The 18,933-nt window shown below is 47.8% G+C and carries 11 protein-coding genes; 2 read left to right on the top strand and 9 right to left on the bottom strand.

Annotated features, from left to right (window positions below; all coding sequences use genetic code 11):
* Positions 1–264: 264 nt before the first annotated feature.
* Positions 265–5,733: an AAA family ATPase gene (locus QUA40_RS22655; protein WP_333130016.1), complete on the bottom strand. Its 5,469-nt coding sequence runs from the start codon at positions 5,731–5,733 to the stop codon at positions 265–267.
* A gap of 515 nt (positions 5,734–6,248) precedes the next feature.
* Between QUA40_RS22655 and QUA40_RS22660 the strand changes: the two genes are divergently transcribed.
* Positions 6,249–6,746 carry a hypothetical protein gene (locus QUA40_RS22660; RefSeq protein WP_333130018.1) on the top strand — a complete coding sequence of 166 codons (498 nt, stop codon included), beginning with the start codon at positions 6,249–6,251 and terminating at the stop codon, positions 6,744–6,746.
* Positions 6,747–6,941: 195 nt separating this feature from the next.
* Here QUA40_RS22660 and QUA40_RS22665 read toward each other — a convergent pair whose 3' ends face one another.
* The 7 genes from QUA40_RS22665 to pilM all read right to left on the bottom strand — a co-directional run bounded on the left by QUA40_RS22665 (position 6,942) and on the right by pilM (position 16,863).
* Entirely contained in the window at positions 6,942–8,420 is a 1,479-nt protein-coding gene (locus QUA40_RS22665; RefSeq protein WP_333130020.1) for an NAD(P)/FAD-dependent oxidoreductase, read from the bottom strand.
* A 236-nt stretch (positions 8,421–8,656) separates the two neighbouring features.
* Entirely contained in the window at positions 8,657–9,793 is a 1,137-nt protein-coding gene (cobD, locus tag QUA40_RS22670; protein ID WP_333130022.1) for a threonine-phosphate decarboxylase CobD, read from the bottom strand.
* Between the two features lie 12 nt (positions 9,794–9,805).
* A complete protein-coding gene (locus QUA40_RS22675) occupies positions 9,806–10,117 on the bottom strand; it encodes an HU family DNA-binding protein (RefSeq protein WP_333130036.1) in 312 nt (103 codons plus the stop codon).
* Between the two features lie 664 nt (positions 10,118–10,781).
* A complete protein-coding gene (locus tag QUA40_RS22680; protein WP_333130024.1) occupies positions 10,782–13,175 on the bottom strand; it encodes an AMIN domain-containing protein in 2,394 nt (797 codons plus the stop codon).
* A 474-nt stretch (positions 13,176–13,649) separates the two neighbouring features.
* Complete coding sequence (locus QUA40_RS22685) at positions 13,650–14,450, bottom strand: pilus assembly protein PilO (protein WP_333130026.1); 801 nt, start codon at positions 14,448–14,450, stop codon at positions 13,650–13,652.
* Positions 14,447–15,355, bottom strand: a complete 909-nt coding sequence (locus QUA40_RS22690) for a PilN domain-containing protein (RefSeq protein ID WP_333130028.1) — start codon at positions 15,353–15,355, stop codon at positions 14,447–14,449. Before QUA40_RS22690 ends, QUA40_RS22685 begins: the two co-directional genes overlap by 4 nt.
* 413 nt (positions 15,356–15,768) lie before the next feature.
* Complete coding sequence (pilM, locus tag QUA40_RS22695; protein ID WP_333130030.1) at positions 15,769–16,863, bottom strand: type IV pilus assembly protein PilM; 1,095 nt, start codon at positions 16,861–16,863, stop codon at positions 15,769–15,771.
* A gap of 381 nt (positions 16,864–17,244) precedes the next feature.
* On the opposite strand from pilM, the gene QUA40_RS22700 reads away from it, so the two are divergent.
* Positions 17,245–18,528, top strand: coding sequence for a sugar ABC transporter substrate-binding protein (locus QUA40_RS22700; protein ID WP_333130032.1), 1,284 nt, complete (start codon positions 17,245–17,247; stop codon positions 18,526–18,528).
* A gap of 49 nt (positions 18,529–18,577) precedes the next feature.
* Here QUA40_RS22700 and QUA40_RS22705 read toward each other — a convergent pair.
* The coding region (locus tag QUA40_RS22705; protein ID WP_333130034.1) for a type II toxin-antitoxin system VapC family toxin at positions 18,578–18,933 on the bottom strand (356 nt) is incomplete at its 5' end.

Genomic DNA, 18,933 nt, shown 5'->3' on the forward strand with positions numbered 1-18,933 from the left:
CTTGCACTTTATTCTCGATCGCGCGCTCAAAACCCAGGCTACCTCAAGTGCGATCGATATATTCAGCAAGCCCTAATAAGATGCGGGCGGAGGAGGGGAAAATTAGCCTAGATTCTTTGTTTCCATAGTCCGTAGTCGCTAGTTCCTAGCACGAAAAACTCTAGCCTGTTCCTCGTTCCCCATTCCCCGTTTCCTGTTTCTTCTCATAACGAGGTTTGTAATTGCAAGGCGGCGCTAATTGCGCTAAAGCCTAGCACGAACTGCTCACGCCGGAATAGAAATCACAAACTCCGAACCCTGACCGAGGCAAGAATTCACCACTAATGTACCTCCATGTTTTTCCACAACAATTTGGTGAGCTATAGACAATCCTAATCCGGTTCCTTGACCCACAGACTTGGTAGTGAATAAGTGGTTAAAGATGTTTTCCTTGACTTCGTTCGACATCCCCACTCCATTATCCTTAATCCGAATCAAAACCTGATTCTTGGATTCGCTCAGAGCAGTTTGAACCGTGATTTGATTAGGTAGGGCTTTAATTTCACTAAAACTGCGTTCCTTATTTGACTCCTCCAGGGCGTCAATGGCATTAGCCAGCACATTCATAAATACCTGGTTTAACTGTCCGGGAAAGCATTTCACTAGGGGCAAGTTACCATACTCTTTCACAACTTCAATGGCAGGGCGAAACTCGCTGGCTTTTAAACGGTGCTTGAGAATCAGGAGAGTGCTTTCGAGTCCGTCGTGAATATTGAAAGAAACGGGTCGATCGCTATCTGCCCTCGAAAACGTTCTCAAACTTGTACTGATATTGCGGATGCGATCGACTCCCTCCTTCATAGAGCCAATCAATTTGGGCAAATCTTCTCGCAAATACTCCAAGTCCATCTCCTCAATTTCTGCTTCAATTTCCACTCCCGGAGCGGGAAATTTTTCTTGATACAAATCAATCAAGTTGAATAAATCCCCCACGTATTCTTGAGCTGGTTGCAAGTTGCCGGCGATAAAGCCTACGGGATTGTTAATTTCGTGGGCTACCCCTGCGACTAAATTTCCGACAGCAGACATCTTTTCACTCTGCACCAATTGCAACTGCATCTGTTTGAGATCGTTGATAAACTGCTCTAGTTTTTGGGCATAATCCTGAGATTGTTGATACAGACGAGCATTCTGTAGGGAGATTGCCGCTTGAGAGCAGAGGATGTTGAGGATGGCAATGCGATCGCCGGTAAATACTCCTGTTGCTAGATTATTTTCTAAATACAAAATCCCGATCATTTTGCCTCGCTCGCTGATCGGAGTGCAAAGCAGGCTCTGAGGTTGCTGTTGGATAATGTAGGGGTCAGATGCAAATCTTGGTTGAGTGCTAGCATCATCAAAAACTAGGGTTTCTTTGGTACGTTTGACGTAGTTGATCACACTTAAAGGAATTATCGGGCTCTCCTCAATCGGAATAGATTGCAGGGAACACTCAAAAGTGTTGCTGCAATGAACGACTATTTTCCAGTTTCCCTCTTCATTCAAAATGAATATTCCCATTTCCGCTCCGGCATTTTTAATTGCCTCTTGGATGAGAGTAGAGAGTAACCGATCGACTTCAATTTCACTGGATATAGCAAGAGATGCTTTGATCACTGTTGGTAAATCTACTATCCATGAGGAGGCAGCGCTGCTAGTAATGGTTTGGCTTGAACTGGAGATGGATGAGTTGCCAGTGGAAATTAGCACTTCTTCGCTTTGATGTAAAAGCACTTTATTCTGTTGCAGGATCGCAGCAAGTAGTTGGGGATAGCGTTGTTCTAAATCGTCAATTTTTGCTTTTGCTCCCCAACGAGCGTAGGCATAATAGGCATCAATTAGATATACCTGGGCAAATTTTTCTTTCCCCCATTCCCGGTAGAATTTAGCAGCCAATTCGTAGGCAAGGGCTTCTTCTTGCTGATAGTTATTTTCCCGCGCTCCCTGAATGGCTATCTCATATTCGTTGATGGCGGTTAGATGGTCGCCTAATACTCGTGCTTTTTCGGCTTCTACTAGATGATATTTATGCTCGTAGTTCATCGGAGCGTGCTGCATCCAAAGCTGCATTTTTTCCTGGTTAGCAGCAACCTGACTTAGGTAATGCGATCGCTCTGATAAACTGACGTTGGGATAGTTCGCCAGTAGTGCCAGCGATTGGTATAAGTGCAGAGTGACGAAATACTCCGCACCTGCACAGGCACTAGAGTAGTTGGCTGCATTGGCGGCACTATCAACTGCTCGATCGGACTCTTCCAACAAATAAAACAGAATCGTCTTTGCCAAATAGCCGATAAACAGGGCGTAGTAGTTGTTCTCGGCTATTAGGCGGGGCAACATCACGGATTCATCAAAACTCTCACCAATTAACTCGAGTGGATTTGCTGCCTTCCCCAACAAATTCAACAACAGTTGATGCCAGATCTGAGACAAACAGAGGGAGTGTTCCTGTTTTAACTTCAACAGTAAGTCGTGGTATTTTACCTGGTCTTGTTTAACGGTTTCCAGGTTTTCCCCCACCAGGAATTTGTGGAAGCAATAGTTGACGGCACAGTAGCCTGTATATGTATAGTCTCCAGTTTCCAGACCGCTCTGCACCCCCTCGGCTAGGGGAGATAGGCTTTCTCGTACAGGTTCCTTCGAGTGCTGGATGAATGCGTAGAACACATTGTAGGTGAGGGCTTTGTCCTTTCTAGCATCAAACTGTTTGAGCAGTTGCAGCGCTAGTCGCCCTGCCTGATACCCGGCATCGATATTGCCAAGCCCACCGCACAGGATGAGGCCGTACCAGGCATAGGTACTCGATGCCAACGGCGAGTAGCCGTATTTGAGACACAGTTTCACTTGTGTCAGGACTACTGGCAGCAGAATTTGCGGTCTGCCTATGAGAATGGAAGACAAACAAGCTTTAAGAATCCGCATAGCTGCCAGTTGGGCCTGGTCTGTCATCAGAGGGCAGTCTTCCAGCTCTTCTAGAGCGGGCAGTTCCACTAAAAATTCCGGCTCGCTCAGGTTGACGGGGTAGCCCAGCAATTCTAATGCCTGCAATCCCGTGTCAATAGCATCGTTATGTTGGCGTTGCGCTATGTGAACCTGTATCTCGATCTCGTAAGCTGGGATGCGATCGAGCAGTGTTTTCCCGTGCTGCAACACCATTTCAACTAAGGTACTGGCGGCGGGGAAATTGGTGTTGAGATATTCTGCCTCTGCTGCTTCCACAGTTATGTCTATGGTCAAATCGTACTGAGTCTGCCAGCTCTCGCTAAGTGTCTCACCCGAAGAATCGCCTGAGAGCAAATTTATCGCCGTATTCAGGTACTTCACCGCCGCCGCATAGGCTGTAGATGCTTTGGCTTTCCGTCCTGCTGTCAAGTTCAACCGCGCTAGTTCTTCGATTTCCGCTGGTTGAGAAATTAACTCCCATCCCATATTCAATTGGTTAACAATGGCAAAAATCCGCTCGTCCCGTTCTTGAATCGGGGTATTTTGGAGCAGGAGTTGCCCGATTTTCAGGTGAGTTGCTTGTTTTTGGCGGGCGGCAATTAAGGAGTAAGCGGCTTGTTGAACGCGATCGTGCAGAAATTTGTAATAACAGGAGTCTGGATTCTGGAACCACGAGTCAGAAGTATTGCTTTCTTCTTCTGAATTCTGATTTATGAATTCAAACTCGTCTGAAGTAAAAAATTTATAAACTTCAGTCAGTGGGAAAATCAACCCTGCTTGCAAAGCAGGCCACAAGTTGGCTGCCGTATCTGAAAAAGATTTTTCACACACTACCGCCAGCGTTGCTATATCGAATTCGTTACCAATGCAGGCAGCTAACTTTAAAACTTCTTGCGTATCGCGTGGCAACTTTTGCAATTGCAGCGCCATGAACTCTACAACATCATCTGTCAGGGCTAAGGTTCGCACTGTGGCGATATCGCATTGCCAATACCGCTCCTCACAATTAAAGGTAATTAGCCCATCTTCATGCAAAGATTTGAGAAATTGCGTGCTAAAAAACGGATTGCCTTGGGTTTTTTGATCGATCAGTTCTGTTAAGGGCATAGCCAAGGCTCTAGAACAAACTAAAGTATCGGCAATCAAACAATTCAAATTGAAGCAATCGAGCGGCGCGAGGGTAATAGTGTTTACCGTAGCTTCCGTTTGTTGGATGTCGGATAATGTCAGCACTAAAGGGTGTACGGGACTGACTTCGTTATCTCGATAGGCTCCAATTAATAAGAGATAGCGCCGATCGCGATCGCTCGTCAAAAGTTGAATCAACTTTAATGACGCTGAGTCTGCCCATTGCAAGTCGTCTAAGAAGATGACAAGGGGATGTTCTTTGGTTGTGAAGAGTTGAATAAAGTTATCAAGTAACCGATTGAAGCGGTGTTGGGCAGCACTGCCCGAAAGTTCTGGTGCGGGTGGTTGCTCTCCGATAATCCGTTCTAGTTCAGGAATTACCTCAACAATTACCTGAGCATTCTCGCCCAATGCTGCCAGGATTTGAGTCTTCCAGTGTTCAACTTGAGCATCTGTTGCGCTCAGCAATTGCTTCATTAAATCGCGAAAAGCTTGTACAAAAGCTGAGAAGGGTTGGCTGCGCCCAAATTGGTCGAATTTACCTTTAATGAAGTAGCCTCTAGCTGCAACAATCGGTTTGTGAACTTCGTTGACGACGGCGGTTTTGCCAATGCCAGAGAAGCCAGCCACCAGAATCATTTCGGCGCTTCCTGCACTCACGCGATCGAAGGCTGTCAGTAGGGAGAATACTTCGATCTCTCTACCATATAATTTTTCGGGAATGATGAAGCGATCGCACAAATCTCGCTGCCTTAGTTGAAAAGAGGCGATTTCTCCAGTTTTTTGCCACTGGTACAAACAATTTTCCAAATCAAACTTGAGTCCGATCGCACTTTGATACCTATCTTCAGCATTCTTCGCCATCAGTTTGCTAACAATTTCAGACAGCACCAATGGAACTTTATTGTTGAGGTGATGAACTGAGATAGGCTGCTTGGCAAGGTGACAGTGTACTAACTCTATCGGATCTTCGCTTTGGAAAGGCAACTGTCTCGTCAGCAGTTCGTAGAATGTGACTCCCAGAGAGTAGAAATCCGTGCGGTAGTCAATGCCTCGGTTCATTCGCCCAGTCTGTTCGGGAGATATGTAAGGTAAAGTGCCTTCGAGGAGGTTGGGATTTTGAATTTCTTGGGTTTGGCGCGGCAACAGGGAAGCGATGCTGAAGTCAATCAGCTTAACTTGTTTGCTGGCAGGGTTAATTAGAATGTTGGCGGGTTTGAGATCCTTATGGATGATGTGGTGGCGATAAAGTCCGTCAAGCGAGTTGGCAATTTGAATGGCAATGGGAAGAAACTCGTTAATGGGCAAGCCTTCTAGGGGTTCCTTGCTGGCGAACACCAGACTAGCGAGGTAGCTACTTAAGGAAATTCCGCCAAAGTCTTCCATCACCAGAGCATAGTGGTTCTGGTAAGTCTCCAGGCTGTATGCCTTGACAGTGCCGGGGATCTCTAAGTTTTTAGTAATGACAAACTGATTGCGGAAGTGAACCAGTTCGTGGAAGCGGGGAAAGTCATTTCGCAGCAGTTTGATCGCGACGGGCTGCCCATTTGAAGACCGCAGACCGCGATAAACGAGAGTTCGATTGCCTGCGTATATTTGCTCGTTAATTTGATATCCTCGAAAAATATTTGTTATGCTAGCCATATCTACGTAGTCCTACTGCTTCTGTCAAGCCTGAAGCTTCTTATAGTTGATATCTACTATTGTGCCTCTATCTGCGGTGCTATTCCTTAATTACATTTTTCTTAACATATTGTGGACAGCAAATTATGAAAGAGCGATTTAAAAAACCCGACTTAATATTTTATGTAAGAGCTGTGGATAATTCAGTTGAGGCTCAGTAGAAAATCGCTTCGCGAACGCTGATTGAACGACAGCAGTTCATTGAACCGGAACTTAAGAAGCTAATCAGGTACTTAAGAGTGTTTTTGCAACCGATGCTTGAAGCCGATCGCCTATAAAATCTAATGTCTAGTTTAGCTCATAATTTAATGTCATCAGTACAATTCGGGCGGATCGGGATTTAAAGCCGGAAGCAGAGGAAATCCAGTTTCTGCGCCAAATTGCGGATCGCTTGGGAGTCGCCCAAAAGCAAGGTGAATTATTTGCCTAGATGCCACAACAAGCTGCCCAACTCTCAGAAGTGAATCACGTATTAAATGCCAAAGGTGGAACGACTGACGACCGATGATTTTACCAGGATTTCTAAGCCGATGTGGTTGGTATTTACTGGATTATCTATGCCGACTGTCACAGAAGTTTGGCGGCTCTATTTGCGAAGGTTTGCGATAGACCATTGGTATCGTTTTGCCAAAAATCGTCGACCTTGGACAGTTCCTGCATTAAGTACACCCGATCAATGCGATCGATGGAGCGATTTAATGCCGATTGTTACTTGGCAATTATGGTTGGCCCGTCAGCTTGTCGCACAGCGTCCTCTCCCTTGGCATAAATCTCAAGTCAAACTCACTCCTGGACGGGTAGCTCAATCTTTTGGGAGCATTTTAGCCCTGTTAGGTACACCTGCTTGTCCTCCCAAACTTCGAGGTAAATCTCCTGGTTGGACTAAAGGGCGCAAGCGACGGCCTAGGATTCGATATCCTGTGGTCAAAAAAGGGTTTTCTCGACCGAGAAAGACCGCCAAAAAGTCCCCTTAATCTGAAGTTTTCGCTCGCTCATTTTTGAGTGCATTCAATCTCGATTAATGCACCTCTTTATTCTGTCTTAGTCTAAACTCCAGTTATTTATTGACACACAATTTAAATGCTGAGCGAGCTTATTAGCAAGTTACTTTTTAACTCGGGGGTAATCATAGCAATTTCACAAATTCCTACTACAAACATTTGATTTCTTTACTTATTCCAATACCTGCGCCAGTGAAACAGATTATCCCATAAATTGCGCGAAAAAGTATTGCTACCCAAGCGCTGCGACTCCCAAATAGCAGCAGTTTGACCGTTAATTGCCGAAAAACTAGACCAAATATAAGGAAGTTGGGCGATCGCCTCAACCTTCATCCCGTGACGCACAGCCAAAGCGATCGCGTGAATCAGCTCAGCAGCTTGCGGGCCCACAATACTCGCTCCCAAAATCTCCCCGTTGCGACGCCCGACAATCTTACAAAAACCCGTTGTATCTCCGGACATTTGAGCTCTTTCAACATTCTTGAAATATTCCCTACAAACAATGAGATCGTCTCCAAAACGACGCCTTGCTTGCGCTTCAGTCAAGCCAACCCTCGCCAACTGGGGATCAGAAAAAATCGCCCAAGGAATCCCGCGATAATCTATTTGAAACAGCGGCAAAAACAAAGCATTTTTCACCGCAACAGCAGCTTCGTAATTAGCGATGTGAGGGAACGGATAACCCCCAGCAACATCGCCGATCGCGTAAATGCGGTGATTAGTTGTTTGCAGCTTTTCATTTAAAATCACCCCCCGATCGCTGAATTTAACCTTAGCCGCTTCGAGATTTAACGATGAAAAATTGTGCCCTCTACCGGCGGCCAGAAAAATCTCCTCAGCTTCGATCGCCCTTGGCCCAGCTTGAATCCACTTTTTACCCTCAATCACCCTAGCTTGAGTCACCTCAGTAGCAGTCAGAATCCGCACTCCTTCAGCTTCCATTCCAGCTTGCACCAAACCAGCAGCCTCCCGGTCTTCTTTAGCCAAAATGTGCGAACTTTTCACTACCAAAGTGACAGCAACCCCCAGCCGAGCAAAAGTCTGAGCCACTTCGACACCGCTGGGATCTGCGCCGATTACAGCCAAACTTTTAGGCAACTGTGGAAGTTTTGCTAATTCCCCGACTGTTTCCGAAGTAAAAAAGCCAGCAGACGAAAGTCCTTCAATATTGGGAATCGCCGGCAGAGTTGGACAAGCTAGTAAATAACAGAGCGATCGCAATTTCCGCCCGCCGACAACAAAAGCCAAATCCGGTTTCGCAACAAACTCGCCGTTGCCAAAAATAACATCGATCCCGCGAGCAGCCAAAACGCCGAGATCATCAATTTCTGACAAATTAGAAACAACACCCTCGGCCCACTTGAGAACCCCGTCAAACCGCAATTTGAGCGGCATGGAGGAATTCGCGACTACCCAGCGAACCCCCAATTGCTGACGGCTGATCTGCTGGGCAAAACGAGCAGCCTCCCTCAAAGTTTGGCTGTATCTTAAACCAAGGTCGATCGACTCTTTCCCCCCAGTGGACAAATCTTGCGAATTACTGAGCGGTTCCACCAAAGCAACGCGGGCCGGGAAATTAGTTGCAGTCAAAGCAGCATAACGTCCGGCCGGAGTTCCACCAATAATCACTAAATCATAGTCAAGCATAAATAAAGAAGTCAGTAGTCATTAGTCAATAGTCAGCAGTCAGTAGTCAGCAGACTTGAATTGCTTTCCTTAGCTCTTAATTCTTGAAATTATCTGCGTTTATCTGTGTTTATCTGCCTTACATCTGCGGTTCACCGGCTCTATCAAAGATGTATGCAATAACTCTAGCAGTCTTAAACTCACTGGCATTCATCTCACGCCAAATCTTTGATGTTGGCGTGAAATGAATTTCCGAGTTAACGACTAATGACATCCGCAAGTCCAGCAATCAGCCGCAGATTTTCAGCCCTTGAGCGCACAGCCACCCGAAAAAACCGATCGCCCAACTCAGGAAAACTCAAACAATCCCGAATCAAAATCCGGTGTCGTTCCAAGAGACTTTTTTGAATAGAAGAAACCGACACCGACGACTCAACCAACAAGAAATTAGCCGCCCCAGCAAAAGGCTGCAAACCCGGTAAATTAGCCAAACCCTCAAATAGCTCAAAGCGAGCAACAGGCAGCCAATCCCAGGTTTGCCGCTCAAAAGCAGCATCTCGAACCACAGCAGCAGCAGCAGCAGCAGCCAAAGCATTCACAGGCCAAGGATCGCGCCGCAACTGCCAGCGGCGCAGAATATCGGGATGGGCGATCGCACAGCCCATCCGCAGTCCCGGCAGAGAATAGAATTTCGTGAGCGATCGTAAAATCACCAAATTCGGAAACTCCTCAACAGCACCGATCAAAGTTTCCTGCTCAGAAGGCGGTAGAAAGTCCATAAAGGCCTCATCCACAACCACCATACCTAATTGCTTCACATAAGGCAAAATCGCCTGCCTACCGAACAGCAAACCCGTAGGATTGTGCGGGTTGTTCAGTAGCAAACCTCGATCGGCGGCATCGAGAGCAAGAGGAACCGGGAGACGGAAAGAAGCGGAGACAAGGGAACGGTTAGAAACCGACAAATCATCCATTACTAACCGGCTTCCAGACTCCGCATCCAACAATTGGAGATCCAAAGGACATTTGATTACCTTCGCCCCGAAAGCCAAAAGAGCCCGCGAGTAATCGCCAAAAGCCGGAGTCACCAAATAAGTCGCCTCCAGCTTCGACAAATCCCAAGCCGCCCAAGTCAACAATTCCGCCGAACCATTCCCCGGCAAAATCCAATCCGGGTCAACATTCAAAGCCTCACCCAAAGCAGTCCTGAGCTCTCCATAATCCGGATCTGGGTAAGCCGTCAGACTGCTCAAGTGTGCTTGAATCGCAGCCAGGGCCGACTCAGGAGGGCCCAAAGGACTGATACTCGCAGAAAAATCGAGAATAGCAGAGGCAGGGCAGCCCGCCAGTGTGGCTGCCCAAGCTAAATTGCCACCGTGTACAGGTCTAGTCAAGACTCAGTTCACCTATTCTTTGGGCTCTTTATCCGGTGCAACTCTGTCCTTGAACAACTTGCCTGCGGAAAATGCAGGAACTCGGGTTGCTGGGATTTCCATCTTGTCGCCAGTTTTGGGATTGCGACCCTCGCGGGCCTTGCGTTCCCGCGACTCAAACGAGCCAAAACCGACCAGCGTCACCTTGTCGCCATCGGAGACAGCTTCCATGATTGCTTCGAGGGCGGCACTCAAAACAGCATCTGCCTGTTTTTTCGTCACGCTAGCCTTTTCCGCGACTGCATCAACCAATTCACCTTTGTTCATTGCGAACTCCTTCTGGATTTGCAAAATTTACGTTAAACAGAGTTAGTTCAACTATTAGCCGTGAGTTATCAACTGGATTGAGGTGTGGCTTGGGAGGTTTGGGTGGTTCCCGATTGCTCCCGTCCGCTTCCCCGAATCACAACTCCTGCTGAATACTAATTACCCTAGGGTAATTGGTCAGAAAAGGAATTTTTGTTTCTAAGTGCTGAAAACCCCACAGCATCTAATTTTCACTGCATTATTCTAAAGTCTTGCCGACCGTTATGGATCGGTGGAACCTTTAATTTATATGGATTGGGACAATTTTTTTAATTAATCCCAAAATTTAGGTAAAAAAATACCACCTTGGAGAGAAGATTTCTCGCCTCGGTGGATTTGAAAGCCTAAAAAAAGGACAAATAGAACGAATAAAATGTAATTTGTCAAGGGCTAAAGGAAAAGTTTTTTCCTTCTTCCTTGTTTCTTTTCCCCGTGGGGCAGGGCTGTGTCATTCTCCCGAAACCCGCCAGGGACTTCAGTCCCTGTCTCATAGCTGAAGTCGTCTGAAGACGACTGTAAAGAGTGATTTATAGTCTTCTTTTAGAGGACTTTAGCTTTGAGGCAGGGGTTTCAACCCCTGTCGGACTGTCGGACTCAGGGGAAAGAGCGTGGAAAGTTGACAGCAAGGCATTTTCCTTCGTTCCTACTGTCTCGGCTGGACGGGCTGACTGCGCTGCAACAGTTGGCGCGCGTCGGGACTGATGTTGTTTTGGTAGCCAAAGTTCGATCGATCGCTATCATCCAAAATCTGCGGTGTCAGCAATACAATCAACTCCGCCCGCTGGTTGGTCTTATTGGTGCTCCTGAACAGCGAACCGATAATTGGCAAATCTCCCAAAATCGGAATCTTGCTCGCTCTAATCCGTTCTTCGTCGCGGATAATCCCTGAAACAATCAAAGTCTGACCGTCCCGCAGGCGAATTAGACCCGATTGCAAAGATCGCTCGCCCAGCAGAGCGATCTGATTGGTGTTCCCGCCCGTGGACAGGTCTACAAGGGAGCCGGGTGTCCTGATAATCGGGTTCACCCGCAGAGAAACAAAGCCATTATCATCAACCCGATCGATCGCCACCCCCAACTGTAAACCTGCGCGATCCTTAACGGCCGTTGTTGTTGTGGTACTTGTATTTCCGGTACTCTGCGTTTGCTGTGTGATGTTACTGATCACCTCATCAGTAATATTCACATTCGCCGTTTCTCCTTCTTGAACCACCAGAGTCGGATCGGTCAGGATTTTGGCATTGTTGCTGGTAATAGTTGCCTGCAACGCCGACAGGAACCTCCTTGGATATTGGAACAGCGGGAACAAGCCGAAAGTCGCACTTCCAGCAGAATTCACGGTTGTAGGGTCAAACGGCGAGTAATCGCTAATCCCAACTGCTGCGGGGTTATTAGTAATCGGCGCTGTCGGCTGGACGAACAACCCGCCACCATTTCCTGTGAGGGGCACGTTGATTAAATTGCCCCTCGGATCATAGAAAGGTACCCTGTTTTCTAGGGGAATGTCTCGGTTGTTGATAATCGGCCGACTAGCTATGCCATTCCTGGCAGTATCGGTGTTAGGAGGATTGATGCCGCCAAAATTGAGACTTGCTGCTCCGTTGTCATTCACAAAGAAACTGTTATTAATTCCGAAAGAGAAACTGCTGCTAGTTTGGTTGTTTCCCAACAAGTTGACATCGATCACCTTGACGTTGACAGCCACTTGACGGCGGCGCAAATCTAGCTGTGTTAAGAAAGCCACAGCCATGTCAACTTTGCGCGGATCGCCCACCAAAGTGATGGAATTGAGCCGAGAATCCGCCAGTACCGACAGTCCTCTCAGCAATAGCGGCCCGGTGCCTTCCTTAGCGCCGATCGCCTTAATGTCCGGTTCCCTAATTTCCACATCCCGCGCCGCATTTCCCTGGCCTACGGTTTGAATAGTCACCCGAGTAATCGGCAGTTGAGTTTCAGCGCCTTGAGCGCTCAAAAAGTTAGCTGCATCCGTAGATCTGACTTGATTGAGCCGCAGAGTCCGAATGATAATATTGCGCGAGTCGATCGGCAAGCTAGTCCCTACAAAAATCGTCCGCCCCTGGCGGTTAGCTTGCAGCCCGCTGAGCCGTAGCACGTAATTAAAGACATCTTGCACCGACTCGTTTTCGATGTCCAAAGAAATCTTCGGCCCTTCATCAGAACCGGAGGCTCCGGGCTGACCAGGCACTGCTGGCTGGCCTGGTTGAGCAGGGGCCCCGCCACCTGTAAAAGCAATGTTCAAGCCTGCAGCGCGAGCCAGCAGAGCCAAAACGTCCCGGACTGGGGCATCCCGCAGCACCAAGCGGGGGATGCGTTCTCCCGAACTCAGTTCAATATTTCCCACGCCAGGGGCGATGTTAGACACCGCGATATCTCCCAATGGCGGTGCCACGGCCCGCGGTTGGAAAGGGGCAGCCTGATTGGTCTGGGATTGAATTTCGCTGGGGAGGGGCGGGCGATCGTTCCTGGTAACAGTAACTTCGGGATTTGGCAGCAGCACGCCTGGGTTTTGCGAGGTGCGGATTTGGGGAGCCGGCCGGGGAGCTGTTTGGGTCAGTGGCAGTCCCGGAGGCGGCGGAGGTGCCGTTTGGGCAGACTGTGCTGTACCGCCCTGTCCGGCAACGCTGAGAACGATGCTTTGGCCTTGTCCCGGCACAATTTGTCCGTTGGGAACTCCGTTGGTGCCCGCCACTACAACGCGGATGCTGTTAGCCTCTACCTGGCTGATTTCTACTGAAGAAATTCCCGGGGCGGGGTTATCTTGACGGAAGCTGTTGCCTTGTGGCAAGCGGAGCTGGGTGTTAATAATGGTGGCTTGGTAAGTATTGCCGTTATTGATGGCGAAAACTTGCGGGCGATCGCCCTTTTCTGTCGCCATCACAATATTTACGCCATTATTGCCTTGACTTACTTGCACTCCTGTGACTTGAGTCGGCACTGCCAAGACGGGGGCTTGGGCGATCAAAACTCCTGCAACGCTGCATAAGAGTCCTCCACTTAACCGTAGATGCTGTTTCACGTTCTCTCCTCCACTACACTTTGTTATTTTTTGTTCGCAGTCTTTTGTCGCTAGCTGCTAAACTGACTAAAATATTCTCGATTCCAGCCTTTTTGAAGGAAGAAGTTATGCCCTTTTCGATTTTCTATTTTCGATTGGTAATAACTGATGACATCTGGGTTAGAAGCTATCCTACAGCAACCCTCGCATCATTTGTGGATTTCTTACTCCCTCCCCTTTGTAAGGGGATGGTTGGGGTGGGGTAAAAAATTTACGACTCCTGCAAGGATTGCTATACAGTTCCATTATTTTTTGAAACTGGTATTAGAAGAAATTAGATTTTAGACCAAATTTTTGAGTGCCATCTAAAAAATATTTTTCTGGCATTCATATTTTTTTACTTCTACCTTCCCTCATCCTATTTCAACCTTCTGCCTTCCGCCTTCTTGTGAAAGAGCGAGTTGGGAACCATACCTAATATCCGCCACACAACCGCTACTTAGGACTAGGACTCGGAGCCGGAGTTAGCGGTTTTTCTTCTTGCTTTAACGGCAGCAGTGCATGCAAGTCAAAAGCAGTTTTAATTTTAGTTGCCGGCTGCTCTACAGGAACTATTTTCCCTTTCAAAAAGTCAACTTCAATTGGCTGATTTGATGCTACCAATTCAGATTTCAAATTCCTCACTACCAACAGCGACTGCATCAACTCTAAGTTACGCATAAAATTGCGGGTTTGAGCGAAAGTGCCTTCAAACTCTACCTTAAATTTTTTGCGTCTGAGCTTGCCAGCTAGGGACGGCCCGAAAGAGGTATCAGCCAGAATATCAGGGTCTGGAGCTCCCGGCGCGGCGGTTGCTGCCGCTGGGGGCATATCCGGCTCAAATTTGGTAATTTTAGCCTTGAGGTCATCTCCTTGCACCCCGGCGTTGATTCTATTAACCAGTTGGGTCATGTCAAGCAAAATCGTGTTGGCGCTGGCGTCGCTGGCAAACATTGCCGTCACTTGGGCGCGGCGCTGTTTTGCTTCTTCTTGCTTGGCTTCTGCTTCTGCCTTTTTTTGAATTTGAGTTTTCAATTGCAGTTGCGTTTGCTTGCTTTCGCTAAGTTTTTGCTTGAATGCGTCGCTTTTTTGGAATTCTGGCAGTACGAACTGGTAGCCGATGCCGCCGGCAATGAGGAGGCCGAGAACCGCGATGCCGATTGCTTGGACTTGGGGTGTCAGCTTAATGCCGAATATTTCCTGACCCCCTGTCTCTTCTGCTTGTGCGCCGCTGGGAATAAACTGATTTGCTGTCATTGTTTTTTCACCTCTGGTTTTTGTGGTTCTAGCACTCCTTTTTCTTGAAGTGTTTCTATCCGTATTGCTAGCCCGTCTGCCTGCTTGCTGCGGAGCTCGGGGAGCAACTCGGAGGCTCCCGTCGGGCTGAGCGTCGTTTCAATTTTATATTCCACCACCGGTCGCAGTTTGGGAAGTTCTACTGCTCCTTGTGCGTTTTGGTTACGCACTTGTAATTGTGCGGGGTTGTTTTTTAATGTCGCCGCTATCAGTTTGGTATCGGTGTTAAGGAAGAAAGGAGAGCGCTGGACTAGCAACATAAAGTCGTTAACTTGAGCAAAGGTACTGGCTATCCCTGAAATTTGTATTTTTGCTGCCTGCTGCGGGACAACGGGGGGGGGAGCTGCTGCCGGGGGGGGGCTGGCTGGAGACGGACTCGCCCCTGGAGACGGGCTGGCTGCGGGGGTCGCTACGGGGGGTGGGGGTGCTGCTGCAACGGGGGAGGGACTGGGGTCGATTTGCTCGATTTTGGCAATTTGCACTCCCGCTGGAGTGCGGGCACTCAGGTCTTGCAGCATCGCCGACCAAGGTTTAATTTGGTCGAATACTCCGGCTAAGGCTTTGTATTCGGCGGTAACTTGGTCGGTTTCGGCATTGATGGCTTTGATGACGTTGGCTTGAGTGTTTAACGTTGCCAGTTCTTGGTCGATGGTTGCTTGTTCTGTGGCCAAGTTGTTATTTTCGTTAGTCGCCCACCACCAGGCGCCCATGACTGCGGCGACGATGCCAAGGGCAAACAGCGTCGCCCCATATATGGGCAGTTGGTCTTTGGCTCCACCGGAACTTTTTTTAGTTGAGCTTTTGGCTGCAGCAACTGGTTTGTAGTCCGGACGGTCGTTGAGAAAATTAATATCTAGGCTGTACATGGCTTCACTCGATTTTATAGCAGAAAAAAGAAGGCAGAAGGCACAGGGTATAAGGTAGAAGGCACGAGATAGAAGGTAGAAGGTAGAAGGAAAAAGTAATCGACCGCTTATGTTTCAGCAATTAAGAAGGTCCTAACTGTCTTGGCTGTTGCTATAGATTTAAATTTGAAATTTTAGATTTTTGACAGAACCCAAGATTGCTGGTACAAGTGAAGGATTTATTTAGGGAAGAAAGAAACAACTTTTTGCCTTCTACTGAAGGAAGGGGCTGCTTCTACTTCAGATATATTCTACCTTTTACCTTCTACGTTCTACCTCCAATATTTTACCTTCTGCTTCCTGCCTTGTTCTTTTGGCAGGGGTTTTTACCTAAAATTCTCAAATCGGTTTTTCTCTCATCTAAAACTGTTAGTTCACATAACCTCCCTTAGTCCTAAACCTAGGGCGACTCCTAAACCTGCTCGCTGTTCTGGGGTAATTTCTTGGCTGATTTCGAGTCCTAGGGTTTCGATGGGATCGACTTGAGATGCGGGCAAGCTTAATCTTTGCATGAAAAATTCGTCTAGTTTACCGATCGCAGCTCCAGGGCCTGCTAGCAGTAGTTGCGCTACTTCGAGTTCTTCGCTCTGGTTGAGGTAAAAGTCTACTGAGCGGCGCAGTTCGTCTGCTAGTTCTCCCAATACTTTTATCATCGCATTTGTGCCGGGATTGGCGTCTCCCGATGCGCCCATTGTATCTGTGACTGGCAGGGTCATGCCTTGCAGTTCGCTGGTGTCCCTGGTTGGCGGCAGGTTCATGGCTTGGTTGAGGGCGGTCTGGATTTGGTAGGTCCCGATCGGGATGGTACGGTTGAACTGAGGTATACCGTCCACTACTATAGCTAACTCGGTACTGTCAAATTCTATGGCGGTCAGGACGGCGGCTTCTTGGGAGGAAAATTGTTGCAGTTGTTCTTTGAGGGTGCGGATTAGGGCAAAGCTGGTTACTTCTAGTACGTCTATAATCAGTCCGGCTTCTTTGAAGGTTTCGATGTATGTGTCGGTAACTTCTCTGCGGGTTGCTACTAACACGACTTGCACTTTTTCTACTCCGTCGTCATCTACAAAAAGGCCTATTTTTTGATAGTCTACGTCGGCGTCTTCTCTGGGAAACGGCAAGTACAGTCCTGCTTCTGCGTTCATGTAATCCCGCAGTTCTTCTTCGTTGAGCTCTGCGGGAACAGGGATTAAGCGGATGACCGCTTCGCGGCCGGGAATGGCTGTGGCTACTCGCTTGGCTTTGATTTTGTTTTCGGCGAGGACGGCTTTTATTAGTTCTGCCATTCCCGGCGGATCGACTATTTGTCCTTCTTGTATATAGTCTTCTGGAACTTCTATTGAGGCGAGGATGCCTAATTTTAATGCCTGAGCTTTCTTTTCGAGCTGAATGATGTTGATGCGGTCTGGGGCTATTTCGATCCCGATTCCAGGCTGGCGTTGGGAAAGTAGACCTTTGAAAAAGTTAACCATGTGATTGGGTCGCCGATAATTGCTATTTTTTTCTTTTGTAGTTGGCCAGCCTGATTCAGCGTGCCCGGTGTTGGAGGGTTGGTTTCCAACTGCCGCAAGAGTGCTGTAATCTCGGTATCCCGCCTTCTTCTGCACAGCTCAGTCTGTGTTGCGCGATCGCTAGTTCCGATTTTATGCTATCCAATTTACTTGACAATAGCTATTCTGCTGCGAATGTCAATAAATTCCAGCTCGATCGACCGAAAACCTGCCGATTCTGCACAAAAACAGACTATCTCGCTCCTGGGCCCAGGTACAAAACTCTGTTACTGACTCGATGGCGCTTGATTCGGGCGAGCGCTTTTTTGTCAAACGGTTCCCATAACTCTCAAATTTTATTCTATGAAACGTAAATCTTGGCAACTGTTTGCTGTTTTTGGACTGGTGGGGCTGCTGCTGGCTGCGGTGGTTAGTTGCAGCAAGCCTGGTGTTAATTCCCAGACAACGAATTCTACGGAAATCGAGTTCTGGACTATGCAACTGCAACCTCAGTTTACTGAGTATTTCAACAAGACGATCGCCGGTTTTGAAGCCGAAAATCCGGGGGTGAAGGTGCGTTGGGTGGACGTTCCTTGGTCGGCGATGGAAAGCAAGATTTTGGGGGCGGTTTCAGCGAAAACTGCGCCGGATGTGGTTAACCTCAATCCCGATTTTGCTTCGCTGTTGGCGGGACGCAATGCTTGGTTGGATTTGGACTCTCGGATTCCGCAGCAAGTTCGATCGCTCTATCTCCCAAATATATGGAAAGCTAGTATGCTCGACGGCAAGAGTTTTGGCATTCCTTGGTATCTCACGACTGGGGTGACAATTTACAATACGGAGTTGTTGAAGAAGGCTGGAATTTCTAAGCCTCCGGCTACTTATGCCGAGTTGGCAACTGTTGCCAAGCAGGTGAAGGAGAAGACTGGTAAGTTTGCTTTTTTTGTGACTTTTGTGCCGGAAGATTCGGGGGAGGTTTTGCAATCTTTCGTGCAGATGGGTGTGCCTTTGGTTGACGCTAAAGGCAAGGCGGCTTTTAATACTGCTAAGGGCAAAGGGGTTTTTCAGTATTGGGTGGATTTGTACAAGGGCGGACTTTTGCCGCAGGATGTTTTGGTGCAGGGACATCGCAGGGCGATCGAGCTTTATCAAGCTGGGGAAACTACTTTCTTAGCTTCGGGGCCTCAGTTTTTGAAGGCGATTGCTGAGAATGCGCCGAGTATTGGTGCTGTTTCGGCTGCTGCGCCTCAAATTACGGGGGAAACAGGCAAGAAGACTGTGGCGGTGATGAATTTGGTTGTGCCTCGCGACAGCAAGCGTCCTGATGATGCTGTTAAGTTTGCTTTGTACGTGACTAATTCTCAAAATCAGTTGGCTTTTGCTAAGGCTGCTAATGTTTTGCCTTCTACGGTTGAGGCTTTAAAGGACGATTATTTTAAGAAGGTTCCCGCTGATGCTGCTGCTGCCGATCGAGCTCGGGTTGTTAGTGCTTCTGAGTTGAGTTCCGCCGAGCTATTGATTCCGCCTCTCAAGGAAGTTAAGAAGTTGCAAAAGGCGATTTATGACAATTTGCAGGCGGCAATGTTAGGGGAGAAGTCGGTAGATCAAGCTGTGGCTGATGCCGCCCAAGTTTGGGATCAAAGGTAGTTTTGAATTGAAGCTGGGGCTGGATTTTTTTTGATCTCGCCCCTTGCTTTTAAGGTGGAATGGTCCAGTCTTCTTGCACTAAAGCAGGCACTTGCGAAAAATGTCGGTGGTTGCGCGTAACGAGGATAGCATTATTAGCAAGTACAATAGCAGCAATCCGCAAATCTTGCGAGCCGATGAGTCTTATTTGACGATGGAACTTAGTGTAAATAGTGGAAGCATTCTGGTCAAATTTCAGAATGTTGAGATTTTTGAAATCATCTAATGTATCCCATAACTTGGTGTAAGCCAATACTAATTTGTCCGCTTGCGAAGGTTCAGAAGCCTGTCTGATACGGAATCCGGTTGTCATAGGTCTGTTATAATTGCTGAAAAAATCGAGCAAAAATAGCCATGCCAAAAAAA

The organism is Microcoleus sp. Pol11C3 (assembly GCF_036701485.1).
Lineage (GTDB): Bacteria > Cyanobacteriota > Cyanobacteriia > Cyanobacteriales > Microcoleaceae > Microcoleus.